At 44.8% G+C, this 19,045-nt stretch carries 18 protein-coding genes; all 18 read right to left on the bottom strand.

Annotated elements, in window-relative coordinates; translation table 11 throughout:
- Positions 1-75: 75 nt before the first annotated feature.
- The gene (locus tag F0220_RS11260) at positions 76-459 is read right to left on the bottom strand and encodes a TIGR02530 family flagellar biosynthesis protein (RefSeq protein WP_047842481.1); all 384 of its coding nucleotides are present in this window, start codon (positions 457-459) and stop codon (positions 76-78) included.
- On the bottom strand, positions 456-1,013 hold the full coding sequence (locus tag F0220_RS11255) for a flagellar hook capping FlgD N-terminal domain-containing protein (protein ID WP_047842480.1): 558 nt from the start codon (positions 1,011-1,013) through the stop codon (positions 456-458). Before F0220_RS11255 ends, F0220_RS11260 begins: the two co-directional genes overlap by 4 nt.
- Before the next feature lie 19 nt (positions 1,014-1,032).
- Positions 1,033-2,421 (bottom strand): flagellar hook-length control protein FliK, encoded by a 1,389-nt coding sequence (locus F0220_RS11250; RefSeq protein ID WP_105598205.1) that lies wholly within the window; start codon positions 2,419-2,421, stop codon positions 1,033-1,035.
- A 39-nt stretch (positions 2,422-2,460) separates the two neighbouring features.
- Complete coding sequence (locus F0220_RS11245) at positions 2,461-3,402, bottom strand: MotE family protein (protein ID WP_091017300.1); 942 nt, start codon at positions 3,400-3,402, stop codon at positions 2,461-2,463.
- 43 nt (positions 3,403-3,445) lie between these two features.
- Positions 3,446-3,898, bottom strand: coding sequence for a flagellar export protein FliJ (gene fliJ / locus F0220_RS11240; RefSeq protein WP_036670362.1), 453 nt, complete (start codon positions 3,896-3,898; stop codon positions 3,446-3,448).
- Positions 3,899-3,909: 11 nt separating this feature from the next.
- Positions 3,910-5,229, bottom strand: coding sequence for a flagellar protein export ATPase FliI (gene fliI, locus F0220_RS11235; protein ID WP_036609365.1), 1,320 nt, complete (start codon positions 5,227-5,229; stop codon positions 3,910-3,912).
- On the bottom strand, positions 5,216-6,079 hold the full coding sequence (locus F0220_RS11230) for a FliH/SctL family protein (protein WP_091017302.1): 864 nt from the start codon (positions 6,077-6,079) through the stop codon (positions 5,216-5,218). The genes fliI and F0220_RS11230 overlap by 14 nt, the downstream gene beginning before the upstream one ends.
- Positions 6,072-7,088, bottom strand: coding sequence for a flagellar motor switch protein FliG (gene fliG / locus F0220_RS11225; RefSeq protein ID WP_047842476.1), 1,017 nt, complete (start codon positions 7,086-7,088; stop codon positions 6,072-6,074). The genes F0220_RS11230 and fliG overlap by 8 nt, the downstream gene beginning before the upstream one ends.
- An 11-nt stretch (positions 7,089-7,099) precedes the next feature.
- Positions 7,100-8,683, bottom strand: a complete 1,584-nt coding sequence (gene fliF / locus F0220_RS11220; RefSeq protein ID WP_091017304.1) for a flagellar basal-body MS-ring/collar protein FliF — start codon at positions 8,681-8,683, stop codon at positions 7,100-7,102.
- 137 nt (positions 8,684-8,820) lie between these two features.
- Positions 8,821-9,132 (bottom strand): flagellar hook-basal body complex protein FliE, encoded by a 312-nt coding sequence (gene fliE / locus F0220_RS11215; protein ID WP_017689190.1) that lies wholly within the window; start codon positions 9,130-9,132, stop codon positions 8,821-8,823.
- A gap of 58 nt (positions 9,133-9,190) precedes the next feature.
- Positions 9,191-9,640 (bottom strand): flagellar basal body rod protein FlgC, encoded by a 450-nt coding sequence (gene flgC, locus F0220_RS11210; RefSeq protein ID WP_017689191.1) that lies wholly within the window; start codon positions 9,638-9,640, stop codon positions 9,191-9,193.
- Positions 9,641-9,646: 6 nt separating this feature from the next.
- Positions 9,647-10,054, bottom strand: a complete 408-nt coding sequence (flgB, locus tag F0220_RS11205) for a flagellar basal body rod protein FlgB (RefSeq protein WP_036670359.1) — start codon at positions 10,052-10,054, stop codon at positions 9,647-9,649.
- Between the two features lie 981 nt (positions 10,055-11,035).
- Complete coding sequence (gene hslU / locus F0220_RS11200; RefSeq protein ID WP_036609375.1) at positions 11,036-12,436, bottom strand: ATP-dependent protease ATPase subunit HslU; 1,401 nt, start codon at positions 12,434-12,436, stop codon at positions 11,036-11,038.
- A 116-nt stretch (positions 12,437-12,552) separates the two neighbouring features.
- Positions 12,553-13,095: an ATP-dependent protease subunit HslV gene (hslV, locus tag F0220_RS11195; protein WP_076208907.1), complete on the bottom strand. Its 543-nt coding sequence runs from the start codon at positions 13,093-13,095 to the stop codon at positions 12,553-12,555.
- 26 nt (positions 13,096-13,121) lie between these two features.
- A complete protein-coding gene (gene trmFO / locus F0220_RS11190) occupies positions 13,122-14,465 on the bottom strand; it encodes an FADH(2)-oxidizing methylenetetrahydrofolate--tRNA-(uracil(54)-C(5))-methyltransferase TrmFO (RefSeq protein ID WP_370511405.1) in 1,344 nt (447 codons plus the stop codon).
- 56 nt (positions 14,466-14,521) lie between these two features.
- Positions 14,522-16,621, bottom strand: coding sequence for a type I DNA topoisomerase (gene topA, locus F0220_RS11185; RefSeq protein WP_091017309.1), 2,100 nt, complete (start codon positions 16,619-16,621; stop codon positions 14,522-14,524).
- A gap of 116 nt (positions 16,622-16,737) precedes the next feature.
- The gene (dprA, locus tag F0220_RS11180) at positions 16,738-17,868 is read right to left on the bottom strand and encodes a DNA-processing protein DprA (RefSeq protein ID WP_105598204.1); all 1,131 of its coding nucleotides are present in this window, start codon (positions 17,866-17,868) and stop codon (positions 16,738-16,740) included.
- Positions 17,869-18,112: 244 nt separating this feature from the next.
- Entirely contained in the window at positions 18,113-19,042 is a 930-nt protein-coding gene (gene sucD, locus F0220_RS11175) for a succinate--CoA ligase subunit alpha (protein WP_036609382.1), read from the bottom strand.
- Between the last annotated feature and the right edge of the window lie 3 nt (positions 19,043-19,045).

Raw genomic sequence — 19,045 nt, 5'->3', positions numbered from 1 at the left:
AAATCCTCCCAGTCTTCATATGGTTACCGCATCAGTCGGTCAGCGGCATTCCGGCTCCCGAGAAGGGCCAGCCGGTTAAGAAATGATTACGGCACTATCAATCTGAGTGAACACATTATCCTTCATGCTCTCACTATCCATAGCTGTAACCACAGTACGATTTTTGACATTGACGATAAAAGCCATATCCTGCATTAAAATCAATGACTCTTTGGCTCCTTTGGCAGCAGCTTTGTCCAAAGCAGAACCAATCTGTTCCATTTGCTCAGTCTTGAGTTCAATACCACGCTGTTCCAATCGTTTGGCAGCATGATTGCTCAATTTCAGAAGATTATCTTCCAGCACCTTTGCAAAAGGTTTTTCGGGTATAGCCGAAGCTTCTCCCGTTTTGGGTCTTTGAAGCATATTCGGTGTAATCGGGCCTGCGTATAATTGTCCAACCGTTATGCGATCACTCATATCGTTTTCCCGCTATCTTCCGTATCACCCGTTTCAGCGGATGATTCAACTTCCTGGCTCTCGTTCGTTTCAGGGGTTACATCCTGAACGTTCTGTACCGGAGTTTGGCTCTCTTCTGCCTGTTTTGGATAATTCACCTGAATGATCTCATCCAGCTTAATCTCGTCGTTGCCTACTTTTGCGTATTGGACGCTATCTCTTACAATGATGGAATCTACAATACCCTGACGAAGAGTTCCGTTATCATCTTTATTAGAAGAAAGCCAACTTACCTCCATGCCAATCATGCCGGATACAGCACCAAGGGACTGGTTCAATGTTTTAAGCTGCGTAGAAATATTGACCAGTTGTTCCACTGAGCTGAACTGTGCCATTTGAGCGATAAATTCCTTATCCTCCATCGGCTGCATCGGGTCTTGATTTTGCAGCTGGGTAATCAGGATTTTTAGAAACTGATCTTTACCCAATTCTTTTGTTGCAGCACTTGTGGTTGCTTTATTGGCTGCCGAATAGTTCGGCCAGGTATTATTCGTTGAGACAATTTCATTAGCCATATGCTCACCTCATTTCTGTTTAAGCCTTAGCACTAAACGTATCTCTCTGTAATTCATTTCCTTCGACTTGCTCGCTACGCCAGTTACGCAATTCTTCTTGAACCCCTGCTGTAGCTATAGCATCATCCGATTGTTCCTCACGCTCACGCGAACGGCGTTGTTGTTGAGAGTTACTTCCCGGCTGACGGCCTCCGTCCTGATACATCTGTGATCCGATTGAACTGTTCTGGGTAACCTCAAGTCGTTCCACTTGAATTCCCTGGGCTTGAAGGGAAGAACGCAGCTGCGTCATTTGTTGTTCAAGCATGTCTTTAGCCATCGTATGCTCAGTCATAAACCGTGCAACCAACTGCCCGTTCTGCAAGGTAATTTGAACATCCAATTTACCTAGATGCTCAGGCCGAAGTGATATGGTTGCCTCGGAAAATCCTTTTTGCTGGACAATATCCAGCTTGTTAACAACAAACTGTGTCATTTCCTTGGCAAACTGTGATGTTTGCATTACAGGTTCAGCCGGTTTTCCTACTGTTGTACCTGATGAACGCAAGGACAGCTCTCCTGCAGTAATGATGGTTGAGTGTTCCACTTCTCCACCTGCATTTGAAGCAGATGTTGTCTCAGCCTCAGCTTTCACCTGGGTTCCAGAATTCGCCACTGCCGCAACAAGAACTTGTGGTACGACCGAATCCTGTTTGGATGTTTGAAGCGAAGTACTTGGAGCGACCTGTGCAGTCTGATCCTTAACTGCAGTCAATGTATCCAGTATGGATTTCAGTTCAGTCCATCCTTTGTTACTAGTGGTATCCACTCCAGCCTCTTGAAGCTGACTCTGCAGAGATTGTAACAAATGTTTGAATTCAGGAGCGTTCTTCGCAACGTTACTCTCAGGATCATTCATTCCAGCTACTAATTGTGTAAGCATATCTTGCAGAACAAAACCTACTGCTGCCGGATGCTGCGACAATTCAATTGCGGGTACTGTTTTTATGCTTTCCGCTCCGTTCGAAGACTCGTCGGAACCTTCTGCATTAGTACCTGAAGGATTACTTAATTGTGTATACATCTGTTGGATCAGAGTTTGCAAACCTGCAAGCAGAGCTGGGTCATTTTCCAAAGCTTCGTCAAGCACATCCAAGTCCGTGAACAACGAATTCAGTACAGCCGTGATTGATGCCGCTTCTCCTTCTTCACTTGTAGCAAAGGAAATCACCAACGGATTGGCAGTTAAACTTCCAGTAGCGCTTGAACTATCACCTTCTGTATTTCCTCCAGATAACGATTGTGCAAGAGTTTGGAGAAATTCACCGCTAGCACCTGCAGCTGAACCTTTCGATTGTGCTCCAGTCGTCTGACCTGCTCCCGTTGCTTTTGCAGATGCTGTGGATGCCATTTGATATACAATCGACATTTATTTTCACCTCCTCTCGGTTATACAGTGTAATCAGCTCTACTTGTTGCCCATTAATCTGTTCAAAATTTTTGCAGTTTCAACCGAGTCTTCTGAAGACATGTTCTCAAGCAATTGAGAGCGTGTTGCATCATCTACTGAATTCAGGATGGTCAATGTTTTGTCAGGACTTAACTTGTATGTTTCCAATAATAACTTGGCACCACTTGAAGCAGACATCGAAGCAAATGTTTGACTAAGCTGGTTTTTATCCAGGTTTTTGCTTGTGGTTGTGGATGCAGTTGAAGTTGCTGCGGTTTCTTTCTTCAATCTGGATTGCAGCGCATCCAGTGCCAGATCTCCGGACGGTTTAGCATCCTTCATCATCATGGTGACGTCGGCTGCAGTTTTAGGGTCCATCTTTTCAAGCACCTTGGTCCGAGCAGATGACTGCATGGCATTCAACAACAATACCATTTCCTCATTCGTCATATTTTGCAAAATCGGTGCAGCTTTGCTTGGGCTCATGTCAGCATACATTTTAGCCAAATCCTTGATTTGTTTCTGATAATCAGATTCCGTTTCGGGCGTTGCTGCTGTAGCCGTTTCAGCCGCTTTTTCCGCATCATCCAACTTCTTCTGAAGGTCCGTGGCCTTCTTTGCTTCGGTTGTTGTTGCTTCCTGTGCTGCCTTGAGCTCTGTTTCTTTGGCGGTTACTTGGGATTTCAGCTTTTCGATTGTGGCTTCAGCACTTTCAACCTGCTGCTCACTCTTCTCCAGCTTCTCCTTCTCCGGATCCAATACAGGATCAGGTACCCATTCCTTGACTACCGGTATCTTGTTGGCGAATTCAAACAAATTATTACGAATATCTACATTAAATAGCGTTAGTAGTACACCTAGCAATACTACGGTGAATACAATCGGGATTGAAATCATGAGAAATTTTTCCCAACCGCCTCCCGACTCTTTTTCCATGTCGCTATCATCTTTAACAGCCATCGTTCATTCCTCCTTCACGAGACAACTTCGCGTCCGGCTCACATCAATTCGCGCGTCCGGCTTTGGCAGCGAAGCGTACAGTAGCCATCTCGTCCAGATCGTTCTGTTCCCGGAGGAGCATCTCCTGCTGAAATTTGATTTTTGCCTTGTCTCTCGCTCCAAGCCATACTTTTTCATCAACCATCTTACCGTTCAGAAACGTCTGATTCCGTTGCACATTGACCTGAGCATGTTTAACATCACTGTTTTTGCGTGAAATGCACTCGTCAAGGTGATGTACATAACGCTGCATCTCCTGCAGACTGTTTACAGACGCTGTATTTTCCGTAGCGGATTGGATAATGCCGATCAGATTACTTCTATCATTAAGAAGTTGTATCAGATGTTCTTCCTCCGTCTGAAGTTTACCGATCGCTGTGGATAACATCCACTCTGCCTGTGTTTTTTCATTACTCTTCAGGTCAACAACTTTCTGGAAATGATATCGAAATTTCATCGTTTACCCATTCATCTCCTTGCAAATTCAAGAATCAAACGTTCCTGTACTTCACTTAAAGTGACTTTCTCGTCGACTTTCTGCTTGGTAAAGTTCCATATACTATCAATCTGGTCTATCGATTCATCTATGGCTGCATTTGATCCCCGCTGGTAAGCTCCAATATTGATCAAATCTTCCGATTCTTTGTACACAGCCATCAAACGTTTCATATTATTAACGGCTTCCAACTGCTCTTCCGGAGCAATATCCTTCATAACACGGCTTATGCTGGCTAGCACATCAATCGCTGGAAAATGACCCTTATTTGCAATGGATCGATTTAACACAATATGTCCATCCAGAATACCCCTTACTGCATCCGCGATCGGTTCATTCATGTCATCCCCATCGACCAGAACGGTGTAAAAGGCTGTAATCGAACCGGTAGGTCCTGTACCCGCCCGTTCAAGCAGTTTGGGCAAACTTGCAAAAACCGATGGCGTATATCCTCTCATTGCCGGAGGTTCACCTACGGCCAGACCCACTTCCCTTTGTGCCATCGCATATCGGGTTACCGAATCCATCATGAGCATCACATTCATTCCACGATCTCGGAAATACTCTGCAATAGTGGTCGCAATAACTGCTCCCTTAATCCGAATCAGGGCAGGCTGATCTGAAGTTGCAACAATGACTACGGAGCGTTCCAGTCCTTCTGGACCCAGATCCCGTTCGATAAAGTCGCGAACCTCACGTCCACGCTCACCTACAAGCGCGATGACATTGACATCTGCTGCCGTATTACGAGCGATCATACCCATCAACGTACTCTTACCAACACCAGAACCGGCAAAAATACCTACACGCTGTCCCTTACCTACGGTCAACAATCCGTCGATAGCTCTTACACCAACACCCATCGTTTCAAGTACACGTGGACGATCCATTGGATTAACCGGAGTATTGGAGGTAGAATACATCGGCATTCTGGATGGGAGAAGGGAACCGTCTAGCGGCTGCCCAAGTCCGTCCAGCACTTTACCGAGCAATTCGGAGCCTACCTGAACGCCGAGTGGTTTACCCGTACCTACTACATCGCAACCAGGACCAATGGATTGAAGTTCACCCAGTGGCATAAGCAGCACTTTGTTATCTCGAAACCCAACAACTTCGGCTTGTAGAGGTTTGGCCGATTTACCAGGATAGATATAACATACGTCACCGATACTTGCATCTGGCCCTTCTGACTCCACCATAAGACCAATGACCTGAGTAACTTTGCCGTTAATACGAACAGGATCGAATTGGCGCAGATGTTCCATATATCGCTGTGAACTAAGAACCTTCATGTTGATTTTTTCGCTCCTCATCCTCAAGTGCTATGCGGACCAGTTCTTTTTTAATCTCAGCAAGCTGTGTATCAATTCTCGCATCTACACTTCCGAACGAAGAACGAATGACACAACCCTTATCTTTGACCGTTGAATCAGGCAAAATCTGCAATTCTGCCTGAGAGTCAATGGACAGAGATAATTCTTCACGAGCTGCCTGTACAAATGAAAACTGATCAGGTGCCACACAGAGTGTGATCAAACCCTGCTCCCGTTTACGTGACAAACTCTGTCGGATCAGTTCCAATGTATGATCGGGTTCAATGGTAAGTTGCTTATCAATGACTTTCTCAGCGATCCCGCAAGCGAGCTCCACGAGGAACGGTTCGGCTTCCTGAATGATCTGATCTTTAGCTACATAAGCTTCCTTGAGCACTTCCTGGGCTTCATTCATCATCTTTTCGATCTGCACCTGGAGATCCAGTTCAGCTTGTACTTTGCCTTCTTCAAAACCCTGTTGGAAACCTTGTGAACGAAGTGCTTCGGTCAGATGTTCATCCTGTTGTCGTTGTTCCTGCCACCAGCTATCGATCTGTTCACGGGCTTCTTGAAGCATGCGCTCTGCTTCTTCTGAAGCTTCACGTACTTGCTTTTCTGCAAACTCCTTGGCATCTTCCAGCATCTCTGCGGTAAGACGTTGTGTTTCTTCGTCCACGCGTGCTTGAAGCGTTTCTGCTTCAGAACATTCAGCACTATCACCGTATAATTCCGCTTCAGACTCCTCAGCACCACCATAATGATGATGATTTTCAAGTTTTTTACGGTCATCAACGGGTACATACTGGAAAGACTTAATCAAATTAGACAATGATATCATCTCCTCCACCGCGTGCGATAATGATCTCACCGGCTTCTTCCAATCTGCGTATCGTTCCTACGATACGTGTCTGAGCTTCCTCAACATCACGCAATCGCACAGGTCCCATGAATTCCATCTCTTCTTTGAATGTCTCGGACATCCGTTTCGACATATTCCGGAACACGGCATCCCGAACTTCTTCGCTTGCCACTTTGAGTGCCAGCTGCAAATCTGCGTTGTCGATATCCCGAATAATGCGCTGAATCGAACGATCATCCACATTGACGATATCTTCGAATACAAACATGCGTTTTTTGATTTCCTCTGCAAGCTCAGGATCCTGAATCTCGAGCGAGTCCAAAATGGTACGCTCTGTACCCCGATCGACTCCGTTCAGAATCTGAACGATCGATTCAATACCACCCGCATTCGTGTAATCCTGCGTTACGGTAGAAGATAGTTTCTGTTCCAGAACCCGCTCCACTTGAGAGATGACTTCCGGCGAAGTACTATCCATAACAGCCACCCGGCGAGCGACATCTGCCTGTTTCTCTTGTGGCAAGGATGATAGAATCGCTGCTGCCTGTTCGAATTGCAGGTAAGACAGAACCAGGGCAATCGTTTGCGGGCTTTCATTCTGAATAAAGTTCAAAATTTGGTTCGGATCCGCTTTGCGTGCAAAGTCAAACGGTCTGACTTGCAGCGTAGCTGTCAAACGGTTAATGACTTCAAGTGCTTTTGAAGAACCCAGAGCTTTCTCCAGGATTTCTCTGGCGTAATTGATACCGCCCTGTGAGATATATTCCTGCGCCAGACAGATCTGGTGAAACTCGGCCATGATCATGTCTTTTTCGGAAGAATCAACCTTGCGAACGTTGGCAATCTCCAACGTAAGTTGCTCAATCTCCTCATCACGCAGATGTTTGAAGATCTGAGCTGATACTTCCGGACCTAATGTAATCAACAAAATTGCTGCTTTTTGTCTGCCAGTCAAACCTTGACTGCTTGCCTTCGCCAATGCGTTCACCTCTATTCGTCAGCCAGCCATGTACGCAGCAGATTGACGAATTCGTCTGGCTTTTTCTTGGCCAAACTCTCCAATTGTTTGCGCACCTGACTTTCGTTCGTTACACTGTCCAGCGTAATGGACGGGAACTCTGTTGCTATTGGAAGAGGAATCTCTTCTTCTTCGACTTCGTTTTGTTTGCGGCGACGGCGTACTAACAAAATAACTACCGCTGCGATCAATGCCGCTATGAGTGCGCCTCCACCCCACATCATCGTTGAGGAAAGCTGGAAACCTGTATTGTCTGCAGAGGCAGACTGGAATCCTTGTGACATGACTGAAACTTTCTTTGTCAGATCGGCGTCACTTATTATAGTGCCTGAGTCTGCCAGTGAAGCACGAACAATGTTAACCAAAATGTTCTCAATTGCGTCCTGAACCGGTCCCTGTAATTCTGTTTCTCCATTCGGTGGTTCAACTGCAACATTAATGGTTAAGTCTTTTACAGTATACGGACTGGAAATGATATCCTTGGCGATTCGATTAACATCGTAGTTTATAGTACTTGATGATTCTTCAGAGGTAGAGTTACCGGCTGCATCAGATGATGGGTAACCCGGAACTTCCTCTTGTCCTGTGCCAGCAACACCACCTGTTGGATTGCTTGCGCCAGTGTAGCTCTTTTGAATCTCCTGCACACTGATCTCGATGCCTTTCATATTATCTACATCAACAGGTGTGACCAGATTTTCCTTACGTGTTTCTTTGTCAAAATTAAGCTTGGAGGCTACCAAAACATTAACTTTGTCTTCGCCTACAATCTGGGAAAGGAATTGCTTCACGTTATTACGGACATCGTTTTCAAACTTTTTCTGTAGTGCCATGTTCTCTTGAACTTCGGAAGACAACCCGCCACTGCCACCTCGGGCAGTTGGAATCAATTCTGCTTCATCTGTGTTTGTAATCGTGATATTCTCAACAGGCAGATTAGGAATTGCAGTTTTGACCAAGTTAAAGTATCCATCTACCGCTGCCTGATTTGGGTGATAACCCGGTTTGAATTGGAGAGCTACCGATGCTGATGCTTTGTCTTGTTCTTCTAAACCAGCAAAGATGTTATCTTTCGGCATATTAACCAGTACTTTAGCATCCTGTATCCCTTGCATCCGCTGAAGTAACTGTTCAACTTCTCCGTTTATAGCGTTGTTGTACTTTACATCAAACTCTTTATCCGTCATCCCGATGGGGGATGATGACTCCTCGAATGACTTATACCCTAATGAACCATTCTGAATAATCCCTTGAGATCCAACGTTCACCTTTGCAATTGCAACACTTGTACTCGGTACAGATATGGTCTTGCCATCTGAACTTAATTTGTATGGAATGCTAGATGAATCGAGATAACTGATTACGCCCGCTGAATCACTTGCATTCAAATCTGTAAAAGCAACTTCATATTCCGTTTTTGACAATTGCATCGTGAGTACAACTGCAGCCAAAATCAGAAACAGGAAGGTGGATATAAATAATACTTTTTGCTTTTTGCTAAAACTATTCCAATACTGGGATGCCTTATCCCTGTACTGGGCGATTCTCTCATTCACTCTGTCACCCCATCCGAAACTTTGCTTAGTCTGTCCTTACTCAACCCCAGCCGTTTCATAGGTTGACGATCAGGAGCAGCATCGCAGCTGCTTTGTTGTAATGATCAGCGCTATTATCGAAGCGCAAGTAGGTTATTTTATAACTGCGTTCGCATAACTTCCTGGTATGCTTCGACCACTTTGTTTCGGACTTGAGTTGTGAGTTGTAGGCTTAACAAGGCCTGTTCTGAAGCAATCATCACCTGATCCACATTCGCTTTGCCGACCAAAAATTGATTCGACATTTCATGCGATTGAGCCTCCTGTGCTGCAACGGACCCTAATGCATTCTGTAAGTATGTACCGAAGCTCTGAATGGTTTCGGCTGGTGTAGAAGGCTTACTTTCGGTTGCACTCTTCATCTGTAGCGGTTGTATCCCCTGTGTGCTAAACATGTTGTTCTGAATCATTAATGTCCCTCCCCTTCATCCCTGGTTTTTATTTTTCTTATTTTCATTTCTAAGCAGATTATCTTCCAATCTCCAAAGCTTTGGAGATCATCGCTTTGGTTGAATTCAGTGCTGTTACGTTTGCTTCATAGGAACGCGAGGCAGAAATCATGTCAACCATTTCTTTCGCAATATCCACATTAGGCATAAATACATATCCTTCTGCGTTTGCATCCGGATGAGAAGGGTCATACACAGGCTTCAAAGGTGACTGATCCTCGCGAATCTCTGTTACTCTTACGCCATCTCCTGAACCGCTACCTCTCATCTGATTTTGCAGCATCGTACCAAATGACGTTTTATTCGGCTCAAGCACAACCATTTTACGTTTGTAAGGGACCGCTTCACCATTGGATACGCTCGCGCGCGTCGTCTCTGCGTTGGCAATGTTGGAAGATATAACGTCCATCCGCAACCGTTGGGCTGTCAGCGCTGAGCTACTGATACTAAAACTATTACTAATGTTCAATTTAGGTTATCTCCCTTCCACTCCAACACGCATGATTTTAATTTGTTCGTTCACTTGCTGAATATAAGCGTTATAACGCAACTGATTCTCCGCCAGAAGACTCATTTCTCTGTCTATATCGACATTGTTTTCGTTGTTATTCATGGAAGTTGACTGGTCCATATTAACTACTGGCGTTGGTACGGAAGAGGAAGGACCTATGACAAAATGCCTTGCATCAGTTACTTTACCCTTAAGAACAGGCATATCTCCATTCATTTGCCCTTGCAACATTTCTTCAAAAGAAACGTCGGAGCGCTTGAAATACGGGGTATCGGCGTTCGCGATGTTGTCAGCAATTGTTCGTTGTCTGATATTGGACGCATCGAGTGCACCTTGCAATCTTTTAAAGCTGATATCGTTTAAAAGATTCACAATCCCCCTCCTCTCTTTAGAAGTAATGGAAAAAGATTGAATCTTTTCCCTTGAAAATTCTTATGTTTTTTTCGACAAAAACATTCGTCTTTACACGGTTTTCTAGGACTTAAGTAGAATTAACTCTGATGTTGTCGTATAACATAAGTTTCTTCGAGTTTGGGATTTATTACAATAAGAAAAAAGCCCTATCTTTTCTGAAAGACGGGGCTTTTTGTGTATTTTCTGCAAATTATGAATTTTTTCGTAAATGTTCGGGCCCAAAACAAAAGTATGTTAATACTCTCCCTTATTGTTCTTAAACATTCTTTAAATAAAAAGAAACTTTCAAGTCTCAATATGAGCTTATAACGCCCGTAATTATGTATATTTCCGAATATTTTTTAGTTGAGAATGTTAGAATTTTTTGCCGTTATACTAAGGTTTTATGAACATTATGATGGGTATACATACAAAGCTGTATATTAATCAATTGACAAGTTATCTTTCAAGAATGAAGAAAACTCGTCTTGCCCACACAACACTTTCTTAACAATTAAGTGGGGTCTATATATTTTAATTCTAAGAAAACAATTAGTGGCTTCACACTTTTCAACAATTCATCATTTTGCGCATTTACGCAACATTTACCAATCTATCGACTAAACCGATGACCAGACTTGGAATAAGAAAAATTCTTTTAATGGGAATCATTGGGTATGGAACTGAAGAATAACTACCACTCCTATAGGTTTTAACTTCGTATACATGCGGCACAAGTCCTAGGTTTTGTCGATCCGTATAACAACCACACATCTTTTATCGGTTGTAACTTCAAAATCCTTTAGATAGAAACAAAAATAAACGATATGCGTCAAGTAAGAGGGCCTTTATGAATCGCTAAAGGATTGCTTCCCTTTGTCGATCACACAAATGTTCTCTACTCTCTTGCATACCGTTCATTTATAACATCATTTTAACAGCTACATTGCTAGCCGCATGTTACAGGATATACTGACTCAAATCACGATCAAGCGCAATATCATTTAATTTCTCCCGGACATACTCAGGAGTGATAACCATACGTTCCAGTGTAAGCTCAGGTGCCTCAAAGGATAAATCCTCCAAAAGCTTTTCAAGAATCGTATGCAATCGACGAGCGCCTATATTTTCTGTATTTTGATTGACGGATTCAGCCAATTTGGCAATCTCGCGAATGGCCTCATCCGAGAACTCAATCTCAATATTCTCTGTCCGCAACAGATCAACATACTGCTTGGTCAGTGCATTTTGGGGTTCAGTCAGAATGGATACAAACTCCTCCAGTGTTAGACTGCTTAGTTCCACACGAATTGGGAAGCGTCCCTGAAGCTCGGGAATGAGATCAGAGGGTTTGGCGACATGGAATGCACCAGCTGCCATAAACAGGATATAATCCGTTTTGACAGGGCCATATTTCGTCATTACTGTAGAGCCCTCTACGATAGGCAATATGTCACGTTGTACACCCTCACGGGATACATCCGGTCCGCTACCGCGCCCTTGACTGGCAACCTTGTCAATTTCATCTATGAAAATGATACCTGTCTGCTCTGCTCGACGAATGGATTCTTGTGTAACATCATCCATATCGATCAATTTGCCTGCTTCTTCCTGGGTCAACACTTTGCGCGCTTCTTTAATAGCGAGCTTGCGCTTTTTCGTACGACGAGGTAAGAGGCTGCCAAACATCTCCTGCATATTCATGCCCATCTGATCATTACCTTGTCCAGCAAACATGTCCATCATGTTAGGCGCAGTGTCTTCGACATCAATCTCAATGATGTCATCCTCCAACTTGCCGGACAACAGATCAAACTTGATCTTACGGCGGCGTTCGGCAACCCCAGTATCCGGTTCTGGCTCATCCTGTTCCTGAACGTTGTTGCCATTATTACCAAAGATCATCTCAAAGGGATTACGCTGACTCTTGGACTTAGACTGTGAAGGAGCCAAAATATGTACAATTCGCTCATTGGCGGCTTCTTCAGCTTTGTCCTTCACTTTTTCAGTCCGCTCCAACTTCACCATCCGCAATGATGTCTCAATCAGATCACGCACCATCGATTCAACGTCACGGCCAACGTAACCTACTTCCGTGAACTTGGTAGCTTCCACTTTCACAAATGGCGCACCTACCAGTTTAGCGAGGCGACGAGCGATTTCCGTTTTACCCACACCGGTAGGTCCAATCATCAAGATATTTTTAGGCACAATGTCGTCCTGAGTGTGCTCAGGCAAAAGGCTACGCCGATAACGATTACGAAGAGCTACCGCTACCGATTTTTTAGCTTTCTTTTGACCTACAATATACTTGTCAAGCTCTGCAACAATCTGTCTCGGTGTTAACGCTTGAGTATTCATATTGCTTCCCTCCTACCAGTATGTTGAATTTATTTTTCCTAACAAGGACAAAGAATCCCCTAGACGTCCTGGAGCAGATTACAGAATCATGCTCCACTACGGGAGATTTCTTTGGCTTATAACTCTTCTACAATAATATTACTATTGGTATATACACATAACTCCGATGCAATCTGAAGCGATTCACGCGCAATATCTTTCGCTTCCAGGTTTACTGCATGACGTTTCAACGCACGCGCAGCAGATAAGGCAAAGTTTCCACCTGATCCGATAGCAATAACGTCATCATCCGGTTCGATAATCTCCCCGCCGCCTGAAATGAGCAGCATACCTGATTTGTCCATCACAATCAAGAGCGCCTCAAGCTTACGCAAGATCCGATCCTGACGCCAATCCTTGGCAAGCTCTACCGCGGCACGCTGCAAGTTACCATGGTGCTCCTCCAGCTTACCTTCGAATTTCTCAAACAGGGTGATCGCATCCGCCACAGAACCAGCAAAGCCAGCAACAACCTGTCCGCGGTACAAACGTCTTACCTTCTTGGCTGTATTCTTCATCACAACACTTTGGCCCATGGTCACCTGACCATCTCCTGCGATTGCTGCCTTACCATTATGACGAACAGCACAGATCGTTGTAGCATGAAATGACATATCCATGATATCAGCATCCTCCCACGAATAATTTATACGCGTTCTGGAACAGTTAGACCTTCTGCCGCAGCAAAACTAGTGATGCCATCCAGTGCACGCTGTGCAAGAGCTTCATTTTTTTCCTTTTTGTTACGGATCTTCGTTTCAAGCTTCGGCAACAAACCAAAGTTTGCGTTCATTGGTTGGAAGTGCTTGAAGTCAGCAGTTGTAATATACTGAGCCATACTGCCAAGTGTTGTTTCTACCGGCAATACCACCAGTTCCTGCCCAAGTGCTGCTTTGGCTGCGTTCATGCCGGCAATCAGCCCTGATGCAGCAGATTCCACATATCCTTCTACACCCGTCATCTGACCTGCAAAGAACAGGTTAGGACGCTCTTTAAACTGATACGTCGGAAGAAGCAGTTTAGGAGAGTTAATAAATGTATTTCGGTGCATTACGCCATAACGAACAAATTCTGCATTTTCAAGTCCAGGAATAAGAGAAAAGACACGTTTCTGTTCTCCCCACTTCAGATGCGTTTGGAAGCCCACCAAGTTATACAGGGTTCCAGCTGCATTGTCCTGTCTAAGCTGAACAACCGCATGTGGCAACTCTCCTGTATGAGGATTAACCAGACCTACCGGTTTCATTGGACCAAACAGAGCCGTCTGTTTTCCGCGTTTCATCATCACTTCGATTGGCATACAGCCTTCAAAGTAGATTTCTTTCTCAAACTCTTTTAATTGAGCGACTTCAGCAGTAATGAGAGCTTCATAGAAGACATCAAACTCTTCTTCTGTCATCGGACAGTTCAGATATGCCGCTTCACCCTTATCATAACGGGAAGCCAGATACACTTTATTCATATCAATTGAATCTTTTTCGATGATCGGTGCAGCTGCGTCATAGAAGTAGAAATACTCTTCCCCCATTAGTGCCTTGATTTGCTCAGACAATGCAGGTGAAGTCAGCGGCCCCGTTGCAACAACAACGATGCCATCTTCCGGCAAAGAGGTTAGTTCCTCATTCACCACTTCGATGAGCGGATGCTGGTGCAACGTGGATGTAATCTCACCTGAAAATCCATCCCGGTCCACAGCAAGTGCCCCACCTGCGGGAACCGCATGTTTATCTGCTGCTGACAATACAAGAGAATTGAGCATTCTCATTTCTTCTTTTAACACACCCACTGCATTGGTCAATCCATTCGCACGCAGCGAATTGCTACATACCAGTTCTGCAAATTTATCCGTATGATGAGCTGGCGTTTTCACAACAGGTCTCATCTCGTATAATTTTACGCGTACGCCGCGACTTGCAATCTGCCAGGCCGCTTCTGTTCCTGCCAGCCCGGCACCAATAACGGTTACTTGTTGTTCATTCGTCAAAATCATTTACCCCCATAAAGCAATTTCATATTTCACTATAATTGAATTGATTCACATATATACTAATCTGCTGATTCGTCATCCGGTTCATCCACCGGCTCCTGATGATCACATGAAGTACACTGCAATCGTGCTCCCTTTTTGTTCCGCTTTTCAATCATTAGCGATCCGCAACTTGGACATGGTTTGGCTGAAGGTCTGTCCCATGAGACAAAATCACATTCAGGATATTTGTCACAACCGTAGAAAATACGTCCTTTTTTACTACGACGCTCTACAACATGACCTTCCTTACACTTCGGACAAGTCACGCCGATATCCTTGATAATCGGTTTGGTATTCCGGCAATCAGGGAAGCCAGAGCACGCAAGAAACTTGCCAAAACGTCCGAGTTTATAAACCAGCGGTTTGCCGCACTTCTCACAGATCTCATCCGATACTTCGTCTTCAATCTCGATTTCTTTCATTTCTTCTTCCGCAAATTCAAGCCGTTTCTCAAAAGATTCATAGAATTCTGCGAGTACTTTGACCCAATCCTCCGAACCTTCCTCCACATGGTCAAGATCACCTTCCATGTTTGCGGTAAATTCTACATTCAGGATTTCCGGGAAAAACTCTTCCATCTGTTCGATGACCAGTTCACCAAGCTCCGTTGGCATGAATTTCTTTTCCTCAATTGCAACATATCCGCGCTTCTGAATGGTCTCCAGTGTTGGCGCATATGTACTCGGACGCCCTATACCCAATTCCTCAAGCGTCTTAACCAACCTTGCCTCCGTATATCGGGGTGGTGGTTGTGTAAAATGCTGTTTTGGCTCAATCTCCTGCTTCTCAAGCACATCTCCACTTTTCAACGGAGGCAGCAGACGATCTTCATCGGTTGTACCATCGTCGTTTCCTTCAACATATACCTTCATGAAACCTTGGAATCGTACCTTCGAACCTGCTGCACGGAAAATGGTGTCCCCCGCAGCAATATCTACAGAGAGTGTATCCAGAATAGCCGAAGACATCTGGCTCGCTACAAAACGTTCCCATACCAGTTTATACAACCGGAACTGATCGCGACTCATGAATGACTTGATTGAGTCAGGGTCACGCAGAATTGAAGTTGGACGAATCGCTTCATGCGCATCCTGAGCATTAGCTGCTTTTTTGGAATAGTTTCGTGGAGTCTCAGGTGCAAATGGCTCACCATACTTACCAACGATATATTCTTTGGCTTCTTCTTGTGCAGATGTCGCAATTCGTGTGGAGTCCGTACGCATATACGTGATGAGACCTACTGTGCCTTCTTTTCCAAGGTCTACACCTTCATATAGTTGTTGGGCGACCGACATCGTCTTGGAAGCTCTGAAATTCAATTTACGTGCCGCTTCCTGTTGCAGAGAACTTGTCGTAAACGGGGCGGAGGGGTTACGGCTCCGTTCTTTCTCTTTAACTTCCTTGATCGTAAAGTCTGCACCTTCGATCTGTTTCAGGATCTCTTGCACTTCCGCTTCACTGCCCAGCTCTGTTTTGGCCCCGTTCAGTTTATGAAACTTGGCTTCAAACGGATTGCCGTCTGCTGTCAGTTTGGCGGTAATGCTCCAGTATTCTTCCGGCTCAAAATCATCAATTTCATTTTCACGATCTAAAATGATTTTAACAGCCACGGACTGAACTCGGCCTGCTGACAAACCTTTTTTCACTTTCTTCCATAATAACGGACTAATTTTATATCCAACGAGCCGATCCAGAATACGTCTTGCCTGCTGCGCGTTAACCAAATCCATATTGATTTTCCGCGGCGTTTTGAACGCATCTTTGACCGCCTGTTTTGTAATTTCATTAAATACTACCCGGCAATCTGCCGTATCGTCCAGTTCAAGGGCATGGGCTAAATGCCATGCGATAGCCTCACCTTCGCGATCCGGGTCAGCTGCGAGATACACTTTTTTCACTTTCTTACGTGCATCCTTCAGTTCTTTCAGAATTGAACCTTTGCCGCGGATCGTAATATATTTCGGATTAAAATCATTCTCCACCTCAACGCCGATCTGACTCTTTGGCAAATCGCGAATATGCCCCATCGAAGCTTTTACGATGAACTTGCTGCCTAAATATTTGCCTATCGTCTTCGCCTTTGAGGGCGACTCCACGATTACGAGTGCATCCGCCATAGGTTCATCCTCCTCTCAGTCATGAAACTGTCATGAAACTGTTTCTGTAAGCTTATGCATAGTTAATAACTTCTGCTAATTATATATTTCCACGCACTACGTAGGTTGTAGCTTCGTCATACCCTCGCGTATTTAGTGCCTGGTAATTGGCTAATCTGCTTTTTTATGATTAAAGATAACAGAACTGAATGCAAATGTCCAAAATCCCAACCAAGCAGCTCAACCATTTGATCCAATGATTGTTCTCCCTGTTCCAACAGATAAATCACGCGTTGTTCATCTGGAGAGAGCTTAACCTCAGCGAATATCCCTCGCCCGGAAGGCTCGGTTGTTTCGGTCGAACGTCCTCTATTGTAAGGAAGTTGTTCTTCATTTGGCAAGCCCAATCGATACTCTTCCAATACATCTGCTGCACAAGTGACCAATTTGGCCCCTTGACGGATAAGATTGTGTGCTCCCCGACTTTTCGGCGATGTAATAGGTCCAGGGACTGCAAATACATCCCTGCCTGCTTCAAGCGCAGCATCTGCTGTAATGAGTGAACCACTGCGAATGTCAGCCTCAACAACCAATGTTCCCAGTGTCAGACCGGCAATGATTCGATTCCGTTCCGGAAATAATCCCTGGCGCGCTCTCGTACCTGGTGGATACTCCGACAAAAGCAGCCCCGTCTCTGCGATTCGCTCAGCGAGACTTGTATTTTCGGAAGGGTATATATTATCAATCCCTGTTCCGAATACTGCGATCGTTTTTCCCTTTGCACGTAGTACTGCCTCATGACATACGCTATCAATACCGCGAGCAAGCCCGCTTACAATCGTCAGTCCTGCATTGCATAATTGCTCTGCAAGCTTTTCCCCAACTTTGCGTCCATACACGGTTGGCATACGAGTTCCCACCATGGCAATAGACGAATCGTGTAGCAAACTAACATCCCCTCGAGCATACATTACCCAGGGAGGCTGAACGGTTTCCTTCATTAAAATGGGATAATTCTGATCCAGATAAGTAATAACCTCTATCCCCTGATTGTAAACGTGTTCTCTTTTACTCTCAATCCAGTCGATAGTAAATTGGCTAGCCAAACGGGCAGCCTGATCTTTGCGCAAGCCTGCTGCGACCCAGTCGCTTTCCCCATAATTCAATAGTTCGGTTAATTCATGTTGTCCCAAAATCAGTTTCGAGATTGTTTTCTTGCCAATACCCTCCATCTCATGCAACCCAAACAAGATCCATCGTTCTTCCATACCATAAACCTCCCAAAGTGGGAAGAGATCTTCCCTCATATTGTGTGTTAAGTGACCACGGAATGCAAGCGTTTACGCAGATGAGAGACAATTCCTCCCCCTTTTCCCGTAAAAAAAACGCAAAAAAGCAACCCTTCGCCCTGTTCAAGGACAAAAGGTTGCTTACCTTTTCCGTAACCATAATAGTCGGACTACCAGAAATAAATCATTTCCGATCCGTTTCTTCTATTATAACGAAAAAGAATTAATGTGTCGTGCACAAATTCAAAATACCGCGTTCCTCAAGTACACTCACCAAAGTCGAACCCATCTCAGCAGGAGTTGGTGCTACTTTGATTCCACATGATTCCAGCTTCGCAATTTTCTCTTTGGCTGTACCTTTACCACCAGAGATAATAGCGCCAGCATGGCCCATCCGTTTGCCTGGAGGCGCTGTTACGCCACCGATAAAGCCAACAACCGGTTTGGTCATATTTTCACGTACCCAATCTGCAGCATCCTCTTCAGCTGTACCACCAATCTCACCAATCATGATGACCGCATGAGTCTGTGGATCTTCATTGAACCGTTTGAGGATATCAATGAACTCGGAGCCTTTTACAGGGTCTCCCCCGATTCCTACAGCAGAAGATTGTCCAATGCCACGTGTCGTCAGTTGATGAACGGCTTCATAGGTAAGTGTTCCACTACGGGAAACAACGCCTACGTGCCCTGCCATATGGATATAACCAGGCATGATACCGATTTTACATTCGCCTGGTGTAATGACACCTGGACAGTTTGGTCCGATCAGGACGGTATTTTTACCTTCCATGAAGCGGTCAACCTTGATCATGTCAAGAACCGGAATACCTTCTGTAATACAGATTACGAGGTCCAGCTCAGCATCAACAGCTTCCATAATGGAATCTGCTGCAAATGCAGGAGGAACGTAAATGACGCTCGCTGTTGCGCCTGTAGCTTCCTTCGCTTCCTGCACAGTGTTGAACACCGGCAGACTAGCTACTGTGCCGTCTTCCAACGTGATATCCACATTAGTTCCGCCTTTACCCGGTGTAACTCCGCCTACCATCTGGGTTCCGTAGTCCAATGCGCCCTTCGTGTGGAACATTCCCGTTGAACCCGTAATGCCTTGCGTAATGACTTTTGTATTTTTATCGATCAAAATACTCACGTT

This window comes from Paenibacillus sp. 37 (assembly GCF_008386395.1).
Lineage (GTDB): Bacteria > Bacillota > Bacilli > Paenibacillales > Paenibacillaceae > Paenibacillus > Paenibacillus amylolyticus_B.
Note: the sequence above shows the minus strand (reverse complement) of the source record. Positions and strands in the feature narration are given on the sequence as shown.